Source organism: Roseovarius atlanticus, from assembly GCF_001441615.1.
Classification (GTDB): domain Bacteria; phylum Pseudomonadota; class Alphaproteobacteria; order Rhodobacterales; family Rhodobacteraceae; genus Roseovarius; species Roseovarius atlanticus.
In genome coordinates, this window is record NZ_LAXJ01000002.1 from 99,432 (window position 1) to 118,827 (window position 19,396).

At 65.4% G+C, this 19,396-nt stretch carries 17 protein-coding genes; 2 read left to right on the plus strand and 15 right to left on the minus strand.

Annotated features, from left to right (window positions below; all coding sequences use genetic code 11):
* Nucleotides 1–8 precede the first annotated feature (8 nt).
* From pstB to XM53_RS00785, 8 genes are all read right to left on the minus strand, one after another.
* Entirely contained in the window at nt 9–806 is a 798-nt protein-coding gene (pstB, locus tag XM53_RS00745; RefSeq protein WP_057789315.1) for a phosphate ABC transporter ATP-binding protein PstB, read from the minus strand.
* 14 nt (nt 807–820) lie between these two features.
* Nucleotides 821–2,155 carry a phosphate ABC transporter permease PstA gene (pstA, locus tag XM53_RS00750; RefSeq protein WP_057789319.1) on the minus strand — a complete coding sequence of 445 codons (1,335 nt, stop codon included), beginning with the start codon at nt 2,153–2,155 and terminating at the stop codon, nt 821–823.
* Entirely contained in the window at nt 2,152–3,624 is a 1,473-nt protein-coding gene (gene pstC / locus XM53_RS00755) for a phosphate ABC transporter permease subunit PstC (protein WP_057789321.1), read from the minus strand. Before pstC ends, pstA begins: the two co-directional genes overlap by 4 nt.
* 82 nt (nt 3,625–3,706) lie before the next feature.
* Nucleotides 3,707–4,747: a substrate-binding domain-containing protein gene (locus XM53_RS00760; RefSeq protein WP_057789323.1), complete on the minus strand. Its 1,041-nt coding sequence runs from the start codon at nt 4,745–4,747 to the stop codon at nt 3,707–3,709.
* A gap of 182 nt (nt 4,748–4,929) precedes the next feature.
* Entirely contained in the window at nt 4,930–5,988 is a 1,059-nt protein-coding gene (locus tag XM53_RS00765; protein ID WP_057789325.1) for an ATP-binding protein, read from the minus strand.
* A complete protein-coding gene (locus XM53_RS00770; protein ID WP_057789327.1) occupies nt 5,985–6,515 on the minus strand; it encodes a gamma carbonic anhydrase family protein in 531 nt (176 codons plus the stop codon). Before XM53_RS00770 ends, XM53_RS00765 begins: the two co-directional genes overlap by 4 nt.
* Nucleotides 6,516–7,154: a guanylate kinase gene (gmk, locus tag XM53_RS00775; protein WP_057789329.1), complete on the minus strand. Its 639-nt coding sequence runs from the start codon at nt 7,152–7,154 to the stop codon at nt 6,516–6,518.
* Between the two features lie 183 nt (nt 7,155–7,337).
* Nucleotides 7,338–8,246: a YicC/YloC family endoribonuclease gene (locus XM53_RS00785; RefSeq protein ID WP_328586657.1), complete on the minus strand. Its 909-nt coding sequence runs from the start codon at nt 8,244–8,246 to the stop codon at nt 7,338–7,340.
* A gap of 317 nt (nt 8,247–8,563) precedes the next feature.
* Here XM53_RS00785 and XM53_RS00790 point away from each other — a divergent pair, with 317 nt between their 5' ends.
* Nucleotides 8,564–9,265, plus strand: coding sequence for a PAS domain-containing protein (locus XM53_RS00790; protein ID WP_057789331.1), 702 nt, complete (start codon nt 8,564–8,566; stop codon nt 9,263–9,265).
* Here the strand turns inward: XM53_RS00790 and XM53_RS00795 are convergent.
* The 5 genes from XM53_RS00795 to trkA all read right to left on the minus strand — a co-directional run bounded on the left by XM53_RS00795 (nt 9,253) and on the right by trkA (nt 14,588).
* Nucleotides 9,253–9,879 carry a pyridoxamine 5'-phosphate oxidase family protein gene (locus XM53_RS00795; protein WP_057789332.1) on the minus strand — a complete coding sequence of 209 codons (627 nt, stop codon included), beginning with the start codon at nt 9,877–9,879 and terminating at the stop codon, nt 9,253–9,255. The genes XM53_RS00790 and XM53_RS00795 overlap by 13 nt on opposite strands.
* 87 nt (nt 9,880–9,966) lie before the next feature.
* Nucleotides 9,967–11,244, minus strand: a complete 1,278-nt coding sequence (gene hflX / locus XM53_RS00800; protein WP_057789334.1) for a GTPase HflX — start codon at nt 11,242–11,244, stop codon at nt 9,967–9,969.
* A complete protein-coding gene (gene hfq, locus XM53_RS00805) occupies nt 11,241–11,480 on the minus strand; it encodes an RNA chaperone Hfq (protein WP_057789335.1) in 240 nt (79 codons plus the stop codon). The genes hflX and hfq overlap by 4 nt, the downstream gene beginning before the upstream one ends.
* 179 nt (nt 11,481–11,659) lie before the next feature.
* The gene (locus tag XM53_RS00810; protein WP_057790272.1) at nt 11,660–13,180 is read right to left on the minus strand and encodes a TrkH family potassium uptake protein; all 1,521 of its coding nucleotides are present in this window, start codon (nt 13,178–13,180) and stop codon (nt 11,660–11,662) included.
* 16 nt (nt 13,181–13,196) lie between these two features.
* Nucleotides 13,197–14,588 carry a Trk system potassium transporter TrkA gene (gene trkA, locus XM53_RS00815; RefSeq protein WP_328586658.1) on the minus strand — a complete coding sequence of 464 codons (1,392 nt, stop codon included), beginning with the start codon at nt 14,586–14,588 and terminating at the stop codon, nt 13,197–13,199.
* Nucleotides 14,589–14,676: 88 nt separating this feature from the next.
* Here trkA and XM53_RS00820 point away from each other — a divergent pair, with 88 nt between their 5' ends.
* Complete coding sequence (locus XM53_RS00820) at nt 14,677–15,150, plus strand: hypothetical protein (RefSeq protein WP_057789337.1); 474 nt, start codon at nt 14,677–14,679, stop codon at nt 15,148–15,150.
* 540 nt (nt 15,151–15,690) lie between these two features.
* On the opposite strand, the gene ntrX is transcribed toward XM53_RS00820, so the two are convergent.
* Together ntrX and XM53_RS00830 are read right to left on the minus strand one after the other, a co-directional pair.
* Entirely contained in the window at nt 15,691–17,106 is a 1,416-nt protein-coding gene (ntrX, locus tag XM53_RS00825; RefSeq protein WP_057789338.1) for a nitrogen assimilation response regulator NtrX, read from the minus strand.
* Nucleotides 17,107–17,114: 8 nt separating this feature from the next.
* The gene (locus XM53_RS00830; protein ID WP_057789340.1) at nt 17,115–19,349 is read right to left on the minus strand and encodes a sensor histidine kinase NtrY-like; all 2,235 of its coding nucleotides are present in this window, start codon (nt 19,347–19,349) and stop codon (nt 17,115–17,117) included.
* Between the last annotated feature and the right edge of the window lie 47 nt (nt 19,350–19,396).

Here is a 19,396-nt window from a genome sequence, read left to right on the forward strand (position 1 = left end):
TGCGCTCCTTAGCCGATCCGGCCGGTGATGTAGCTTTCGGTGCGGGGATCTTCGGGGTTGGTGAAGATCTTGCCGGTTTCGCCGAATTCCACCAGGTTGCCCAGGTGGAAGAAGGCGGTCTTCTGGCTGACGCGGGCGGCCTGCTGCATCGAGTGGGTCACGATCACGACCGAGTATTCGGTGCGCAGCTCGTCGATCAGCTCCTCAACCTGGGCGGTGGCGATGGGGTCGAGCGCCGAACACGGCTCGTCCATCAGGAGCACCTCGGGTTCGGTCGCCACGGCGCGGGCGATGCAGAGACGCTGTTGCTGGCCGCCCGAGAGGCCCGTGCCGGAGGCTTGCAGGCGATCCTTGACCTCGTCCCAGATGGCGCCGCGGCGCAGGGCGCGCTCGACGATCTCGTCGAGGTCGGCCTTGGACTTGGCCATGCCGTGGATGCGGGGGCCGTAGGCGATGTTGTCGTAGATCGACTTGGGGAACGGGTTGGGTTTCTGGAACACCATGCCGACCTTGGCGCGCAGTTGCACCGGGTCGACTTTCTTGTCGTAGATATCCTCGCCATCGAGCAGGATGTCGCCCTCGACCCGGCAGATGTCGATCGTGTCGTTCATCCGGTTGAGACAGCGCAGGAAGGTGGACTTGCCACAGCCCGAGGGGCCGATGAAGGCGGTCACGGTCTTGTCTTCCAGCGCGACGTCCACGTCCTTGATGGCATGGGTGTCGCCGTAATAGACCTGAACGCCCTTGGCCGAGAATTTGATGTCTTTCTGATCCACGGCTCTCTCCGTATTTGGCGTATCGTACATGGGGAGGTCCCTTTCTACCAGCGGCGCTCGAAGCGGCGGCGCAGGATGATGGCGATGATGTTCATGGTCAGCAGGAAGACCAGAAGGATGATGATCCCGCCCCAGGCTTTTTCGTAAAAGCTGGCGTCGGCGCGGGCAGCCCAAGTGTAGATCTGGGCGGGCATGGCCGAGTTGGGCTCGGTGAAGCCGGCGACGAAGCCGTCAGGGTAGCCGCGGGCGACGAAGCCGACCATGCCGATCAGGAGAAGCGGCGCGGTTTCGCCCAGGGCTTGCGCGAGGCCGATGATGGTGCCGGTCAGGATGCCGGGCATGGCGAGCGGCAGCACGTGGTGGAAGACCGCCTGCATTTTCGAGGCGCCGACGCCGAGGGCCGCGTCGCGGATCGACGGCGGGACCGCCTTGAGCGAGGCGCGGGTGGAGATGATGATCGTCGGCAGGGTCATCAGCGTCAGCACCAGCCCGCCCACCAGCGGGGCGGATTGCGGCAGGTGCATGAACTGGATGAAGACGGCGAGGCCGAGGATACCGAAGACGATGGACGGCACGGCGGCGAGGTTCGAGATGTTCACCTCGATCAGGTCGGTGAACCGGTTCTGCGGCGCGAATTCTTCGAGATAGATCGAGGCGGCGACGCCGATGGGCAGCGACAGGACCAGCACCACCAGCATCATGAAGAACGAGCCGATGACCGAGGCGCCGATCCCGGCCCCGCCGGGGTTGTCGACGCCGGAATCCGCGCCGGTGATGAAGTTCCAGTTGAATTCGGACTTGATGATGCCCGCATTGCGCAGCGCATCGACCAGATCGAGGTCCGAGGCCATGAGGAAGCGGCTGTCCTGCATACTTTCGCGGGTGACACGGCCGTTGAAATAGCCGTCGACGCGCGACGAGGCGGAGAGCGAGAACTCGACCGGCTCGCCCAGACGGTTCTGGTTGCCGGCGTAGTATTCGCGCAGGTTGCCGCCGACCTTGCCCAGCAGGCGCTCGATGGCGGCCTCGTCGAACTCGACCTCCATCCCGCGTTCCTGAAGCTGCTGCTGAAGCTGGGCGATGAAGAGGTTGGAATAGGCCTTGGTCTTGAAGAGCTGGTCTTCGGCCTCTTCGTATTGTGCCTGGCTCAGGGTGAACTCCATCTCGACCACGGTGTGGGTGAAGGCCGGAAGGCCCGAACGGATGATCGAGAAGAAGAGCACCACGAGGAAGAACAGGCCGATGATGATCGCCGTCAGCCCGTAGGCGCGAAAGCGTTTCTCGGCGGCGTTGCGGCGCTTGGTGTTGGCGTCGGCCGTGCTGAGCGAGGAGCGGCCGCGACCGCCGCCGCTGGTGCCGTTGAACGTTGCGTCGGTCATTCGTACTGCTCCCGGTATTTGCGCACGATGTAGAGGGCGAAGACGTTGAGGCAGAGCGTGATGACGAAGAGCGTCATGCCCAATGCGAAGGCCACCAGCGCCTCGGGCGAGGCGAAATCGGCGTCACCCGTGAGCTGGCTGACGATCTTGGCGGTCACGGTGGTCATGGCCTCGAACGGGTTGAGGCTGAGCCGTGCGGCGGCCCCTGCCCCCAGCACCACGATCATCGTCTCGCCGATGGCGCGGCTGGCGGCCAGAAGGATCGCGCCGACGATGCCCGGCAGCGCGGCGGGCAGCACCACCTGGCGGATGGTTTCCGATTGTGTCGCGCCGAGGCCGTAGGAGCCGTCGCGCATCGCCTGGGGCACCGCGTTGATGATGTCGTCCGAAAGCGAACTGACGAAGGGGATGAGCATGATGCCCATCACGAGGCCGGCGGTCATGACGGCGGTGCCGGCCTGCATGATGCCAAGCCCGTCGTCGCCGAAGACCTTCAGCAGCAGAGGACCGACCGTCAGCAGGGCGAAGAGGCCGTAGACGATTGTGGGGATGCCGGCCAGCACCTCGAGCAGCGGCTTGGCGACCGAGCGGACCTTGGGCGAGGCGTATTCCGAAAGGTAGATCGCGGCGAAGAGGCCGATGGGCACGGCCACGGCCAGCGCCACGATCGAAATGTAGAAAGTGCCCCAGAGGAGCGGGATGACACCGAGGTCGGAACTGCCGCCCCGGCCCGAGAAGCTGGGCGCCCAGTTGGTGCCGAAGAAGAAATCGGAGGCCGGATAAAGCCGGAAGAACTCGATCGTGTTGAACACGAGCGACAGGATGATGCCGACCGTGGTCAGGATGGCGATGGAGGCGGCGCCGATCAAGAGCGCGCGGATGCTTTGCTCGACCGTGTTGCGGGCGCGGAAATCGCCTTGGGATTCGCGCAGGCCCCAGAGCGCGCCGAGCACGGCCAGCACCAGCACGGCGACGGTCATCATCAGGTTGCCGGTGGCGTTCATGACCCGGTAGCGCTGCGCGGCGTTCAGGATGGGCTGGGTCACCTCGGATGTGACGATCTGGCCCGCATCCTTGAGCCGCTGGGTGACGTCGGCGAGGTCGGCGCGGGCACTGTTGACGAAGTCTTCGTCCATCAGGCCTTGCGCCACGGCATTGTCGAGGCCTTCGGCGGTGCGGCGCACCTCGGCCATCACCAGGCCCAGCGAGCCGGTGTTGTCGACCGAGCGGTCGGGGATCATGCCCGAAATCGTGTTGCTGACCACGATCGGCTGGATCAGCAGCCAGGCGATCATCAGCAGGAAGGCGGGAACGACCACTTTGATCAGGACGTTCGCGCCGTAATAGGACGGCAGGGAGTGGAGCTTGCGGTTGTCGCCCCCCACGCTTTGAAGCGCCCGCCCGCGACCGAGCACGTAGCCCACCGCCGCGATGCCAAGCACGATCAGAAATAGCCAGAGTGTCGGCATGAGCCCCCCATCCGTCTGTCTGGAAAAATTACCTAAAAGGGGTTGGGGGCGGCGGAATGTGCCGCCCCCGGTGGTCAGAGGCTTAGGAGCCGCTGCCCATGGTTTCTTCGGCTTCGACCATCGATTGGGTGTCTGCCAGTTCCGGGTCGGCGACCAGGCCGTAGTTCGACAGCGGGCCGCCGGGGCCTGCGATCTCGTCTGCGACGAAGAACTGTGCGTACTCTTTCAGGCCGGGGATCACGCCGATATGCGCTTTCTTGACGTAGAAGAACAGCGGACGCGACACCGGGTATTCACCCGAAGCGATGGTCTCGGTCGAGGGCGCGACGCCGCCCATGGTGGCCACCTTCAGCTTGTCGGTGTTGTTCTCGTAGAACGCCAGGCCGAACACGCCGATGCCGTTGGTGTTGGCGTCGATGCGCGCAAGGGTCTCGGTGTAGTCGCCGTCGATGTCCACGGACTTGCCGTCCTGACGCACGTCAAGGCAGGCGTCTTCGGCTTCATCTTCGCTCATGCCGCTGTCCAGCATGGCCTGCATCGCGCCGGTTTCCTCGCAGCCGACCAGCAGAACCTTCTCTTCGAAGACTTCGCGGGTGCCGTGCTTGGTGCCGGGGATGAACATCGCGATTTCGGCGTCGGGCAGCTCGGAGTTGAACTCGGCCCAGCTTTCGTGGGTGTTCTCGACCAGCTCGCCGTCTTTCAGCACGGTGGCGCCGATGGCGTTGAAGATGTCGGTGGGCTCGAACGCGGTGAACTCGGGACCGGACTGTTGCGAGGCGAAGACGATGCCGTCATAGCCGATGCGCACTTCGATAATGTCGGTCACGCCGTTGTCGGCGCAGGCCTGGATCTCTTTTTCGCGAATCGCGCGCGAGGCGTTCGCCACGTCGATGGTGTTTTCGCCAACGCCTTCGCAGAAGCGTTTCAGGCCAGCCGACGAGCCGCCCGATTCCACGACCGGGGTCGGGAAGTCGGTGTTTTCGCCGAAGAGCTCGGCCACGATCGACGCGTAGGGCAGAACGGTCGAGGAACCGGCAACCTGGACGTTGTCACGTGCAGCGGCAGCGGTGGCCGAAACGGCCGCGATCGCCAGGGTAGAGGCGGTCATTTTCATGAAGGACATTTATAGCTCCTGATATCCATGTATCCCGGTCACCTTGCAGCGGGCGACCTTGGCGCCCTGCTACGCCTCGGGCACGACGCTTTTGTTAAAGTTTTGTAACGGTTTTATGACAGGCCGGTTTTTGTGAAGGCTGACGGCGAATTAATTCGGGTTGACCTTGCGGCGCAAAACCGGGGTGAGCGTCAGGCCTGCGGCGGGGCGGCGCGCGAGGGCAGAATCACGTCGAAGCGGGTGCCCTGCCCCAGTTCCGATTCGACCTTCAGCCGGCCACGGTGGCGGTTGACGATATGCTTGACGATGGCCAGCCCAAGCCCGGTGCCGCCCATCTCGCGCGAGCGGTGGCTGTCGACACGGTAGAAGCGTTCGGTCAGGCGGGGGATGTGCACCTCTTCGATGCCGGGGCCCTGGTCGATCACGGAAATCACCGCCGAGGGGCCGCGCAGCGCGGGGTGATCGGAATGCGCCGCCAGCTTGACGGTGACGGTCTTGCCGGGGCCGCCATACTTGACCGCGTTCTCTATCAGGTTGGTCAGGATCTGGTGCAGCTGGTCGGCATCGCCGGGCACGTGGATCTCTTGCACCTCGGTCTCGAAGACGATGGTCACGTCCGCCTCCTCGGCGATGGGACGGGTGGCGTGGATCACGGCATGGATCAGCCGGATCAGGTCGACCCGGTCGGTGGGGCGCACGCGTTCCTGCGCCTCGACCCGGCTGAGCGACAACAAGTCCTTCACAAGGCGCTCCATCCGGCTGGCCTCGACCTGCATGGTGCCCAGGAACCGCTCGGTCGCCACGGGATCGTTGCGCGCCGGGCCGCGCAGGGTTTCGATAAAGCCCAGGAGCGCGGTCAGCGGCGTGCGCAATTCATGGCTGACATTGGCCACGAAATCGCGGCGCATCTGGCCCACCTGTTCCAGATGCGTGACATCCTCAAAGCACAACAGAACGCCCGAGCCCGCCTCGGTTTCGACCGGGCTGCATGTGACGGCGAAAGCGGTGTCCTGCGCGCCGGCGCTGGAAAGATAGCGCGTCTGGCGCGTTTCGCGGTCGCGCAAGGACGCCTCGACCGCGTCGAGCACGGTGGGCTGGCGAATGGCGGTGATGAAATGCCGCCCGGTCAGCCCCGGCCCCAGCAGCGCCACGGCGCGGTCGTTGGCGCCAAGAATGCGCTCGCCCCGGCCGATCAGCAGCGACGCCAAGGGAATCGCCTGCAAGAGCGTGGCGATATTGCCCTGGTTCATGTGTTGTCGATGCGGCGCAGTCCCGCCCGATAGCGCGCGGCGTTCTTCTGGTAGTGCAGCGCGGTGGCGGTGAAGGCGGCGATGGCCTTGTCGTCCAGCTCGCGCACGATCTTGCCTGGCGCGCCCATCACCAGACTGCCATCGGGGATCTCCTTGCCCTCGGTGATCAGCGCGCAGGCCCCGATCAGGCAGTTCTTGCCGATTTTCGCGCCATTCAGCACGGTCGCGCCCATGCCGATCAGCGTGTTTTCCCCCAGCGTGCAGCCATGCAGCATCGCCTTGTGCCCGATGGTGCAGCCGCGCCCGATGGTCAGGGGAAAGCCGGGGTCGGTGTGCATGACGGTGTTTTCCTGCACGTTGCTGCCCTGGCCCACGACGATACGCTCGTTGTCGCCGCGCAGGGTGCAGCCGAACCAGACCGAGGCGTTTTCTTCCAGCACGACCTTGCCGATGATGTTGGCGTCAGGCGCGACCCAGGCGCCCTCTTCCAGTTGCGGAATTACGTCGTCAAGCGCGTAGATGGGCATTCATCTCTCCTCGAATTCGGCCTGAAGGCGTTGCACATGGGCATTCAGGTCAGGCTGTTGCAGGCGGCGCAGGCGCGCGGCCGAGACGATGGTCTTCAGCGCTGTGTCCGTGGTCTCGAGGTCGTCATTGACCAGCACGTAGTCATATTCACCCCAGTGGCTGATCTCGTCCCAGCTTTTCTGCATCCGCTTGGCGATGGTCTCGGGGCTGTCCTGGCCGCGGGTTTCCAGCCGGCGGTGCAACTCGGTGATCGAGGGCGGCAGGATGAAGATCGACAGGGTATGCGGGCCGAGAACCGAGTTCTGGATCTGCTGCGCACCCTGCCAGTCGATGTCGAACAGAACGTCGCGGCCTTTGTCGATGGCCGCCTGGACGGGGCCGCGGGGCGAGCCGTAGAAATTGCCGAAGACATGGGCGTGTTCCAGCATCTCGCCAGCCGCGACCTGCCGACGGAAGGTGCTGTCATCGAGAAAGTGGTAATCCTGCCCGTCCACTTCGCCGGCGCGCGGCGGGCGCGTGGTGGCCGAGACGGAAAACGAGATCGTCTGATCCCAGTCGCGCAGGCGGCGCGACAGGGTGGATTTGCCCGCGCCCGAGGGCGAGGACAGGATGATCAGAAGGCCGCGGCGGTGTTTCATTGGGCCTCCGGTGCGAGTAGATTCCCGAGTTGCGATGCCAAAGGCGGCGCAAAATCTTTGGCCGGGAGGTCCCGGGTCAGGCCCGGGACGGGGTGGCGCGAGGTGGCAAGGGGATCCCCCCGGGTCAAGCCCGGGGCAGGCAGGATCAAGTCCGGGATGACCTGCAAAACAGGGTTTTGCAGGTCACTCCACATTCTGCACCTGTTCGCGCATCTGTTCGATCACGCTTTTCAGCTCCAGCCCGACGCTGGTCAGGGCGCTGCTTTGTGCCTTGGAACACAGCGTGTTGGCCTCGCGGTTGAACTCCTGCGCGAGAAAATCGAGCTTGCGGCCCGCGGGACTGCCCCCGGCGATCAGGTCGCGGGCGGCGGCCACGTGGCTGCGCAGGCGGTCGATTTCCTCGGTGACGTCGGATTTTACGGCCAGCACAGCCAGTTCCTGGGCGATGCGGGATTCCTCGACGGTATCGGTATTGTCCATGACGCGCTGAAGCGCGGCGCGGAAATTCGCCTCGGTCTCGGGGCGGCGAGCCTCGGCGGCGGTGGCGGCGGCGTCGGTCAACTCGGCGATACGGTCAAGCTGGCCGGTCAGCACCTCGGCCAATGCGGCCCCTTCGCGGCGGCGCATCGACTGGAAACTGCTCAGCACAGCCTCGAAATCGGCGGCCAGCGCCTTGCCCAGGTCGGCGGTGTCCTCGTCCTGCGCGCCCGGCTCGAACACGCCGCGCAACGCCAGCACGTCGGCGGCGTTGGCCGGCGCCAGCGACAGGCCAAGCGCCATCGCGCGCGACTCGATTTCCGTCATCGCCGCCAGCACGCGGTCGAGCTGATCGGTGTCCAGCTGCGCCGCCGCGCCGCCATCCTGCGCCTGCACCTTCAGCGACACCGTCACATTGCCGCGCCCCAGCGCCTTGGTCAGGCGCGCGCGCAAGGCGGGCTCGAGCCCCTCAATCCAGTCGGGCACGCGCAGGCGCAGGTCGAGCCCGCGCCCGTTGACCGCGCGCAAATCCCATGTCCAGCCGTACCGGCCATGGGCCCCCTGCCCCGAGGCATACCCGGTCATGGAATTCAGCGGCGAGGGCGATTGGGTCACGGGCATTTGATCCTATGCGGGGCGGGCCGCGAAAAGCCCGATCTTGCTGGGGTTTCCTAGTGCGTTGACGTCAGTTTCGCAAGCGCAACGCGCCGCCGGGCGTTAACCAATCGGAAAGAAAACTGAACAAAATCGGGCGGAATTATGGCACAGTTGTTTCAAGTCGAATTGCATCTGATTCAAGTTGATCGGACTGCAAGGCGGTTCCAAGGGCCGGACCGGGGAAGTTGGCCGGCCGATCCGGGCGGGCGGGTCCCGTGACCGGAGCCGAAAAATAGAGTGGTGAGACCGGCCCTGCGCCGGATGGGGAAAGACCGATGAAGGATGACTCTGGAAGTTCGTTCCTGGGCAAGATCGCCGATCTGCGCCCCGCAGGCGACAAGGCGCACACGGCGCGCGTCGAGGCCGATCTGCAAAAATTCGTCAGCTACTGGTCGGGGATGCGCCGGGGCGGCGACGTGCCGCTGCGCACCGAGATCGACCCGCGCGGCATCGAAAGCCTGCTGAGCAACGCGTTCATCGCCGAAAAGGTCGCCCCCGGCATCGCCCGGCTGCGGATCGCCGGCACGCACCTGTCGGACGTGATGGGCATGGAAGTACGCGGGATGCCGCTGTCGGCGCTGATCGCGCCCGAGGACCGCGGACAGCTGGCCGACGCGTTGGTCGACCTGTTCGAGCGGCCCGCGACGCTGCGGCTGGACCTGACCGCGCCCGGCGGCATCCGCCGCGCGGCCATGGCGGCGACGCTGGTCGTGCTGCCGCTGCGCAGCGATCTGGGCGATATCTCTCGCGCGCTGGGCTGTTTCGTGACCTCGGGGCCGATCGGCAGCACGCCGCGCCGGTTCAAGGTCGTCGCGTGCAAGGTGACGCCGCTGGACCTGACCGACGCGACGGCCACCGGGTTCCGCGAAGAGCAGGCACGGCTGGCGCCCCCTGCCCCAAAAGCCCGGCATGAGCGGCCCGCTCCGCTGTCACATCCCAGCGAACGGCCTTACCTGCGGCTGGTTCACAGCGACTGAGCCGCGTCCAGCCGGGTCTTGAGCGCCGCGTTCTCTGCGCGCAGGTCGGCCAGTTCCTGCTGGAACGGCGCAAGGATGGGCTCCAGTTCCTCCATCGTCAGGCGCACGGGGATGTGCTGCGGGCAGTTCCAGTCGAAGCCTTCGACGGTGATGACAACGGCCCGTTCGGGGCGGGCCTTGTAGCCCGCGTCCATCAGCCGGGTGATCAGCTCGGGGTCGTCCGAAATGGCCACGCGCCCCAGGATCTTGAGCCGGGCGCTGTTGGGGTAATCCATCAGAATGAGCGAGATACGGTCATTGTCCGCAAGGTTGCCGGCAGAGATATACTGGCGGTTGCCGCGATAATCGGCATAGCCCAGCGTCTTGTCGTCCAGCACCTTGAGAAACCCGCGCGGACCGCCGCGAAACTGCACGTAAGGCCAGCCAGTGGCGCTGACCGTGGCCTGGTAGAAGCCGTCGCGCAGGGCGATGAACTGTGCCTCGTTGGGGCCAAGACGGTCGTCGGCGGGGGCGTCGGGCGCAAGGCTGCGCGCGTACATGGCCGCCGAGCCCTGTTGTTCCTGCATGGCGCGGACGGCGTCGGTGAAAGCGAGTTCGTGGAAGGTCTTGGCCATGTCTTGCGTCCTTTCGGGTAGCTGAGACAGCTAGATCGGCATAGAGCGGGGTTTTCGCAAATCACGAGGCCGCGAGGCACGGTGTGCTCAGAGCCCGTCGAACTGCGATTTCTGCGTGTCGTTCCAGCGCACGGTCAGGCTGTAGCCATCCTCGTCTTGCACTTCGTCCTCGACAAGCCCCTTCTCGAACAGCCAGGCGCGCTTGCGGCCCGCTTCAAAGCCCAGCGAGACGGTTTCGACACGGGTGGCGCCCGCCAGGCGGGCGATGATGGTGTCGCTGAGCACGGCCATGCCTTCGCCGGTGATGGCCGACAGAAGCTGCACGTTCTCGAGGCGCGCGGCGCGGTTCTCGGCCAGGGTGCGGTCCTCTGGCGTCAGACGGTCGATCTTGTTCCAGACCTCGATCTGGGGCGTGGTGTCCAGAACGCCGAGGCTGGTCAGGATCTCGTGCACGTCACGCGCCTGTTCCTCGGTCTCTGGGTGCGAGATGTCGCGCACATGCACGATCAGGTCAGCGGCCAGCACTTCCTCGAGCGTGGCGCGGAAGGCAGCCACCAGTTCGGTGGGCAGGTCCGAGATGAAGCCCACCGTGTCGGACAGGATCACCTCGGGGCCGCCGCCCGGCAGAGCGATCTTGCGCATGGTGGGATCGAGCGTGGCAAAGAGCATGTCCTTGGCCATCACCTCGGCCCCCGTGAGGTGGTTGAACAGCGTGGACTTGCCGGCGTTGGTGTAGCCAACGAGGGCCACGATGGGAAACGGCACCTTGGCGCGGGCGGCGCGGTGCAGCGTGCGGGTCTTGACGACCTTGTCCAGCTGACGGCGCAGGCGCACGAGCTGTTCGTCGATGGCCCGCCTGTCGGCCTCGATCTGGGTCTCGCCGGGCCCGCCGACAAAGCCGAGGCCGCCACGCTGACGTTCCAGGTGGGTCCAGGCGCGGACAAGCCGGGTGCGCTGGTAGGAAAGCGCGGCCATTTCCACCTGCAACACGCCTTCGCGGGTCGCAGCGCGGTCGGAAAAGATCTCGAGGATCAGCCCGGTGCGGTCCAGCAATTTGACGCCCAGCTGCTTTTCCAGGTTGCGCTGCTGCACGGGCGACACAGGGCCGTCGATCAACACCAGCTCGACCTCGTTGTCCTCGACCAGCGATTTCAGATCGGCCAGCTTGCCCTTCGAGAACAGCATCCCGGGATGCGGGTCGCGCAGCCGCACGACCGAGCCGCCCAGCACATCAAGCCCCGGCAGGGCATGGGCCAGCGACACGGCCTCTTCGAGCGCGCGCGCGGGGTCACGCTCGCGGTCTGAACTGGGAATATCCGGGTGCAGGACCCAGGCGCGGGTGTCCGAAACGTCGGTCTGGGTCAAGACCCGTCATCGCCCTCGTAAAGGCTGACCGGCTGAGAGGGCATGATGGTGGACACGGCATGTTTGTAGACAAGCTGTGATTGCCCGTCGCGGCGCAGCAGGATGCAGAAATTGTCGAACCAGGTGATGACACCTTGCAGCTTGACGCCGTTGATCAGGAACACGGTAACCGGGATCTTGGTCTTGCGAACCTGATTCAGAAATGCGTCTTGCAGGTTTTGTCGGTCTGTCGCCATTGTTTTTATAGCCTTTGTTCTTGCGAGGGGCCGTCGGTCGCCCCTTTCTCCCTCGGTCGGGAGTATGGAGTGCGCGTTTCCGAGTTTCCAGCCCAAAAATCAAATCGTTGCGGCGTCTTGCCCGGGCGATGTTTCAAGGGTGTGACACCGCGGCCACGCAGCGCAAAGATTGCGGGGGGTCAGCGGCGCCACAGGCTGGGGTTGAAGAGCGCGATCAGGGCCAGGGTTTCCATCCGACCCAGCACCATGGCGGCCGAGAAGACCAGCTTGGCCACCGGGTGCATCTCCAGCAGGGCGATGGGCGCGTCGGCGCCGACCTGTGTGAGCGGACCGGCGGTGGCCAGCGCCGCGGTCGACAGCACGATGGCGTTTTGCAGGTCTTCGCCGAAGGCCGCCATCAGGACGGTCACCAGCGCCAGCGACAATGCGAAGAGCATGAAGAAGATCCAGGCCACGAACGCGCCCTCGCGGCGCATCCGGCGGGTGTGGACCCCGGCGCGGCCCACCGACGAGGGGTGGATCAGCCGCTCCATCTCGCGTTGGCCATGCAGGTAGAGCGCGTAGATCCGCAACAGCTTCACGCCCCCCGCCGTGGTGGCCACGCCGCCGCCGAACATCGCCAGACCCATCAGCAGGAGCCCCGGCGTGCCCAGACCCGACCACGATTGCGCCGCCTCCCATGCCGCACTCTGAAAGCCAGTGGTGGACAGGAACGACATGACGGTGAACATCCCGCCCCAAAGCGCCTGAAGCGCCTGGCCCAGATCCTCGACCTGGTCGACATCGAAGGCGCCCAGCCAGTGACGCGAGAACAGGATCAGCGGCACGCCCAACACCAGTGCCACACCGATGCGGAACTCGGGGTCGTCGAGCACGCTGGTCGAGCGGCTGGTCAGCGTGTCGGATGAAAACGTCAGGCGCGACAGGGCGAAGAACATGAAGAGAAAGATCAATATCTCGCCGCCAAAGCCGCTGCCCGCATTCTCGACCCCGCCGACGGCGGAAATGCCGCTGGTGGCCAGGGTGGACATGGCATGAACCGCGGCCACCAGCGGGCGGTCGCCGCCCACCATCAGCATCAGCCACAGCACGCCGGTCAGACCCACATAGACCGGGGCCAGCACCTGTGTGCTTTGCGCGATGCGGCGGGCCGAGCTGGCGCGCCGAAAGCGGCTGAGCGCGTCCTCGCCCTGCCCCGGTTCGGCCGAGACGGTGATCTCGAACCCGCCCAGGTTCATCGGCGCCAGCACGGCAGAGGCCGCGATCCAGATCAGCAGACCGCCGAACCAGCCGACGATGCCGCGCCACAGGTGCAGGCTGTCGCCCAGGCGGGCGGGATTGTCGAACAGCGTCGCGCCGGTGGTCGTAAGGCACGAGACCATTTCGACATAGGCGTTCAGAAAGCGCGTCGTCTCCAGCCCCTCGTAGAAGGGGAGCGCCAGGAACACCGGCAGCGCGGTATAGGCCAGCGCCAGCGACGCCAGGTTCTGGATATCGGTGTTGTCCTGTTGCCGCCGGCCGGCGATGGTCAGACCCACCAGCAACAGAAAGCTGAGGCCCATCACGCTGGAATAGAGAAACGCGCGGGCGACGGAATGATCATCCTGCCAGAAGGCATGAAGCGCGGGGCCCAGCATGGCGACGCTGGCGATCCCGGTGAGCACGAGAATGAGCGGGAACCGCAACAGACGGGCGGTCAGGCCCGGCGACGATGTCTCAGAAGAAATCAATCGAGACCTGCAAGAGCTGTTCCACCCGGTTCACGTCCGAGGCGAGCGCGAAGATCACCACCACGTCACCCGCCTCGATGCGCATGGCACCCGACGGTTTCAGCACCTTGCCCTCGCGCAGGATGGCCCCGACCAGCACGCCCTCGGGAAAGTCGATCTCGCGGATCGCGGCGCCGGCGATGTTGGAGGTGGACATGACCTCGGCCTCGATCACCTCGGCCTCGGCATCGCCGATGGAATAGACCGAGCGCACGCGCCCGTGGCGGACGTGGCGCAGGATCGAGGACACCGTGGTGGAGCGCGGGTTGATGTAGGCGTCGATGCCCAAGGGCTCCATCATCGGCAGCAGCGTGGGGTCGTTGATCAGCGCGATGGCAAAGGGACAGCCCTCGGCCTTGGCGCGCACGGCGGCCAGCATGTTGGTCTTGTCGTCGTCGGTCACCGCCAGCACCGCGTCGGCGCGCGAGATGTTGGCCTCGGCCAAAAGTTGTGCATCCAGCCCGTCGCCATTCAGCACGATGGTGCGTTCCAGCGCGTCGGCGGCCCGTTCGGCCACCTTGCGGTCGCGCTCGATCACCTTGACGCGGGTGCGCTTGCCGCGCGTCTCGATCCGCTTGGCGACGCTGAGGCCGATATTGCCGCCGCCGATGATGACCAGCCGTTCCTGCGTCTGCGAGGTCTTGCCGAACACCTCCATGGTGCGCGGCACGTCCTCGGTGGGGGCGAAGACATAGGCGTCGTCGCCCACAAACAACTGGTCCTCGGCCTCGGGGGCGAAGAGCTTGCCATCGCGGCGGATGGCCAGCACGACCACTTCGAGCGTTGAGAAAAGGTCGGTCAATTGGCGCAAGGGCGTGTTGACGATGGGGCAGTCATCCTCGATCCGAAGGCCCAGAAGCTGTGCGCGGCCTTCCATAAAAGTCTCGGTGTCGAAGGCCGCCGGCGCGGCAAGCCGTTGCAGCGCGGCCTCGGCCACCTCGCGCTCTGGCGAGATCACAACGTCGATGGGCATGTGATCGCGGCGGTAGAGGTCGGAATAGATCGCGTCGAGGTAGGACTGGCTGCGCAGGCGGGCGATCTTGCGGTTGATGGAAAAGACCGAATGCGCCACCTGGCAGGTCACCATGTTGACCTCGTCGGAATGGGTGGCGGCGATGATCATGTCGGCGTCGCGCGCGCCGGCCTGGTCCAGCACGTTGGGATAGCTGGCAAAACCGTTGATGCCCTGCACGTCCAGCGTTTCCGTGGCGCGGCGCACCAGGTCGGGGTTGCTGTCGACCACGGTGACGTCGTTGCGTTCGCCCGAGAGGTGGCGTGCGATCTGCCAGCCGACCTGCCCTGCCCCGCAGATGATGACCTTCATGGGCTGTGCCCTTATTGACCCAATCGAAGGCTTTGCATGACAGATGGGGCTGTCACGGTCAATTGCTTTGTCCTGCACGAATTTGGCGGATAAGCTGGCGCGTATGAGATGGTTCCGAGTCCCGCTTTTCACCGTGATCGCGCTGCTGTTGGCAGGGTGCCTGCCGACCAATGTCTATTACAAGGAAGGCGCGCCGGTGAGCGGAGTCGAACGCGACCGGACGCAATGCGACGTGGCCGCCCTGCGCGAGGTGCCGGTGCGCACGCTGACGCGCTACATCCCGCCGACCTACAGCTATCGGCAGGTCTGCAACGGCGCGGGCGCGTGCAGGACGGTCCGGGTTCTGTTGTCGCCCGGCCGGTGGGAGCGTTACGACGCCAACGAGGGCCTGCGCGCGCGGGTGGCCAAGCAGTGCATGGCCGACCAGGGCTATCAGAAGGTCAGCCTGAAACCCTGCCCGCCCGACGTGGTGGAGGCGACGGTGATCACCGCGACGCGCGTGCAGCCGCCGCTGACGGAAAATTCCTGTGCGATCCGGATCAAGGGCGGGAAGTACCAGATCGTGAATCCCGAATAGGGCGGCGTGACCAAAAGGAGCGCCTGCGGCGCGCTCGATATCTCGGCGGCGGGGCCGCCTCGGGGATGCCTCCGGCGGGGATATTTATGGCCAGAGGAAGCAAGGGCTGCGGGGCCGAAACCGAAGGCTGAAGATAAGATCCGCCACCTCCGCCGAACTTGCGGGCGATCAGGGTGCAAATCTGCTGGGATATCGGTGACCTGCGACGGCGGGAAGATATCGAAACCACCGTAGACGTCTCTCTTGTCGATCCTTACGGAACGGGAACGCCAACGATAAGACACAATCGTGTTTCGGAAACTCCATTCACAAAGCCCGCAAAGGCGCCAGACCGATAAGACGCAGGCGCACGGCCTCTGCCATTCTCGCGCGGAGTCAACGCGCAGCTAGCTGCGCCGCCGCGCGATCGTCCGTTGACCGAAAGGCGATTGCGTGCAATCGCCGAAAGGGAGACCGACCGTCACGCCGAAGGCGTGTCGACTATAGGCGGCGCATTTCTGGCGCGGCGGGCTGGCCATCACGCGGCCCTCTCGCCCCCGCTTATCCCGTTGCGGCCTGTGGTCCCTCGTCCTCATCCTCCGACAGGCGTGCGCCCTTGGTGCCGGTGACCACGCCCAGGGATTTCAGCTTGCGGTGCAGCGCACTGCGTTCCATGCCGACGAATTCCGCCGTGCGGCTGATATTGCCGCCGAAGCGGTTGATCTGGGTCATGAGGTATTCGCGCTCGAACGCCTCGCGGGCCTCGCGCAGGGGCATGGTGGCGACCGTGCCCGACAGGACCACGCGGCCTTCGTCGCTGGGCGTCGCGCTGTCGCCGGGGATTTCGCGCGCGGTGATGTCGCCCGCGCTGTCGCCCAGGATCAGGATGCGTTCGATCACGTTGCGCAGCTGGCGCACGTTGCCGGGCCAGCGCATGGTCTGCAGAAGGGCCGCCGCCTCGTCGCCCAGGGCGCGGACGGGCAAGCCCTGCTCGCCATGGAGCTTCTCGATGAAATAGCCGGCCAGCACGGGGATATCCTCGCGCCGGTCCTCCAGGCTGGGCACGGCGATCGGCACCACGTTGAGGCGGTGATAAAGCTCGCGCCGGAAGCGTTCGCCCCGGATCTCGGATTCCAGGTCGCGCGAGGTCGAGGAGATGACGCGCAGATCGACCTGCACCTTGTCGCTGCCACCCACCCGCAGGAAGGTCTGATCGACCAGCACGCGCAGGATCTTGCCTTGTGTGCCCAGGGGCATGTCGGCGACCTCGTCGAAATAGATCACGCCGGTATTGGCCTCTTCCAGAAGGCCGGGGGTGACGGTGCCGTCCTCGGCCTCGCGCCCGAACAGCACCTCTTCCATGCGGTCGGGCTCGATCGAGGCGCAGCCGGCGCAGACGAAGGGACCGTTCGCGCGGTCGGAATTGGCGTGGATATAGCGCGCGGCCAGTTCCTTGCCCGAGCCGGCGGGGCCCGACAGCATGACGCGTCCGTTCGAGCGCGTGACCTTGTCGAGCTGGCCCACCAGCGTGCGGAAGGCCGGGCTTTCGCCCAGCATGTCCGCCGGGCCGCTGCCCTGGCGCTTGAGCGCGAGGTTCTCGCGGCGCAGGCGGCTGGTTTCCATGCCGCGGCGGATCACCACCATCAGCTGGTCGATGTTGAACGGTTTCTCGATGAAGTCGTAGGCGCCCTGCTTGATGGCCGCGACCGCGATTTCGATATTACCGTGGCCCGAGATGATGACCACGGGCACCTCGGGATAGTCGCGCTTGACCGCCTTGAGGATGTCGATCCCGTCCATGTTGCTGTCTTTCAGCCAGATATCGAGGATCAGAAGGCCCGGCGGCTGGTTGCGTATCTCGGTCATGGCGTCGTCGGAATTGCCGGCGAGCCGGGTCGTGAAGCCTTCGTCCTGCAAGATATCTGAAATCAGTTCGCGGATATCGCGCTCGTCGTCGACAATAAGAATGTCACTCATGGGGCACCTCATACGGCCTGTCGTTGGTCATATTCTTTCAAATCGGGGTCCGGGTCGGGTTCGGGCGCGGCCTCGGCCCGGGTCAGGGGAAGGCGGATCACGGCCATGGCGCCGGGGCGGGCACCGTCCGCGAACGGCTCGGCGTCTTCCAGGCCAAGGCTGCCGCCATGTTCCTCGATGATCTTCTTGACGATGGGCAGGCCCAGGCCGGTGCCCTTCTCGCGGGTGGTCACGTAAGGCTCGAACAGGCGCGAGCGGTCCTCGGGCAAGCCGATGCCGTTGTCGGAAATGCGGATCACCGCGCTGTCGTCCTCGCGCGTGCTGGTGACGCGGATCTGCGGCTGGTGCCCGTCAGAGCCTTCCTTTTCGTAAAGGCTTTCAATGGCTTCCCCGGCGTTCTTGATCAGGTTGGTCAGCGCCTGGTGCAGCATGGTGCCATCGACCTCGGCCATCAGGGCGTCGTCGGTCAGCGTCGCCTCGAAGGTGACATCGGGCTGGCCCGCCTCTTGCAGCAGCACCGCCTCGCGCAGGAGCTTGGTCAGGCTTTCGACCTTGGTCTGGGGCTCGGGCATCCGGGCGAACTTGGAAAACTCGTCGACGATGCGGCGCAGGTCGTTGGTCTGCCGCACGACCACGTCGGTCAGCTGTTCCAGGCTGGCGGCCTGGTCGTCGTCGAGCAGCCTGGTGAACTTGCGCTTGATGCGTTCGGCCGACAGCTGGATCGGGGTCAGAGGGTTCTTGATCTCGTGCGCGATGCGGCGGGCGACGTCGCCCCAGGCGGCCATGCGCTGGGCGGTCACCAGGTCGGTCACGTCGTCAAAGGCCACCACGTAGCCTTCGCGCCGGCCGCCATCGTTGGTGCGGGTCGACATGCGCACCAGAAGGTTTTCCATCCGGCCCGTGCGGCTGACCTTGATTTCCTCCTGCACGAAGCCGGTGTTGGACTCTTTCAGCCGGTCGAAAAGCGCGCCGAATTCCGGGATCGCCACCGACAGCGCCAGCGATTGCTGGTCCTCGTGCCAGTCGAGCAAGCGTTCGGCGGACCGGTTGACGAAGGTGACGCGGCCCTTCACATCAAGCCCCACCACCCCCGAGGACACAGACCCCAGCACGGAGTCGAACAGCCTGCGACGACGTTCGATCTGTTCGGTGTTGCTTAGAAGCCTGTCGCGCTGTTGCTTCAGCTGGCGCGTCATCTGGTTGAAGTAGGTCGACAGCATCCCGATCTCGTCGTCGGCATCTTCCTCGCGCACCTGGGTGTCCAGATCGCCCTCGCCCACGCGCTGTGCCGCGCTGGTCAGGCGGCCCACGGGACGGCTGAGGCGTTCGGCGAACCACATGCCCAGCCAGACGGCGGCCAGGATCAGGATCAGCGCAAAGCCCAGGTAGAGCACGCCGAACTCGAACAGGACGCGGTCGCGCTCGTCCTCGCGCTGCTGGTAGAAGCGCGCGGTTTCCTGAGTGTCGTCCAGCAGGCTGAGGATGTCGCCGTCGACATTGCGGCTGACGTAAAGATAGCGGTCGGGGATCTCTTCCAGCGGCATAAGCGCGCGGAACTCGTTGTTGTCCCAGTCGCGGATGATGACGACGCCCTCTTCGTTGGCCTCGTCGAACATCTCGCGCGAGGGTTCCTCGTAGTCGAAAAGATACGACCGTTCCCCGCGCGAGCGGATGTCGCCGGTGCCGTCGATCACGAAGGCCTCGCGCAGGCCGCGCTGGATCTCGCGCTGGCCGCGCGACAGGATCTGGCGAATGTCGCCATCGTCCAGGAAGACGGCAGCGCGCTTGGTGGCGTTGATGAGCGAGGCCAGGGCGCGCGCGTCCACAAGTAGATCGCGGCGGTGCTCGTCCTCATAGGCCTGTGCGGCGGCGACGGAATTATCGACCACGCGCCCCACCCTGTCGGAAAACCACGCCTCGAGCCCCATGTTCACCGACAGCGTGGCAAAGACGGCGACGGTGATCGTGGGCAAGAGCGCCATGAGGGCGAAGACCCCCGTCAGGCGCAGGTGCAGGCGCGAGCCCGCGGATTTGCGGCGCCGCGCGGCAACCATCTGGACCACGCGTTGCAGCACAAGTGCTGCGACCATGATGATGTAAACCATGTCCGCCAACAGGATGATGCGCAGGATGTTGGACGAACTGCCCTGGTCGAGCGGGCCCATGACGAGATAGGTCAAAAGCGCCAGAACGGGCCCCAGCACAACAAGGCTGAAGGCGGCGGCATTGCGCACGCGCTTCATCCGGCGCAGACGCCCTAGCTTTTCCCACGTCAGTCTGCGTGCTTTTG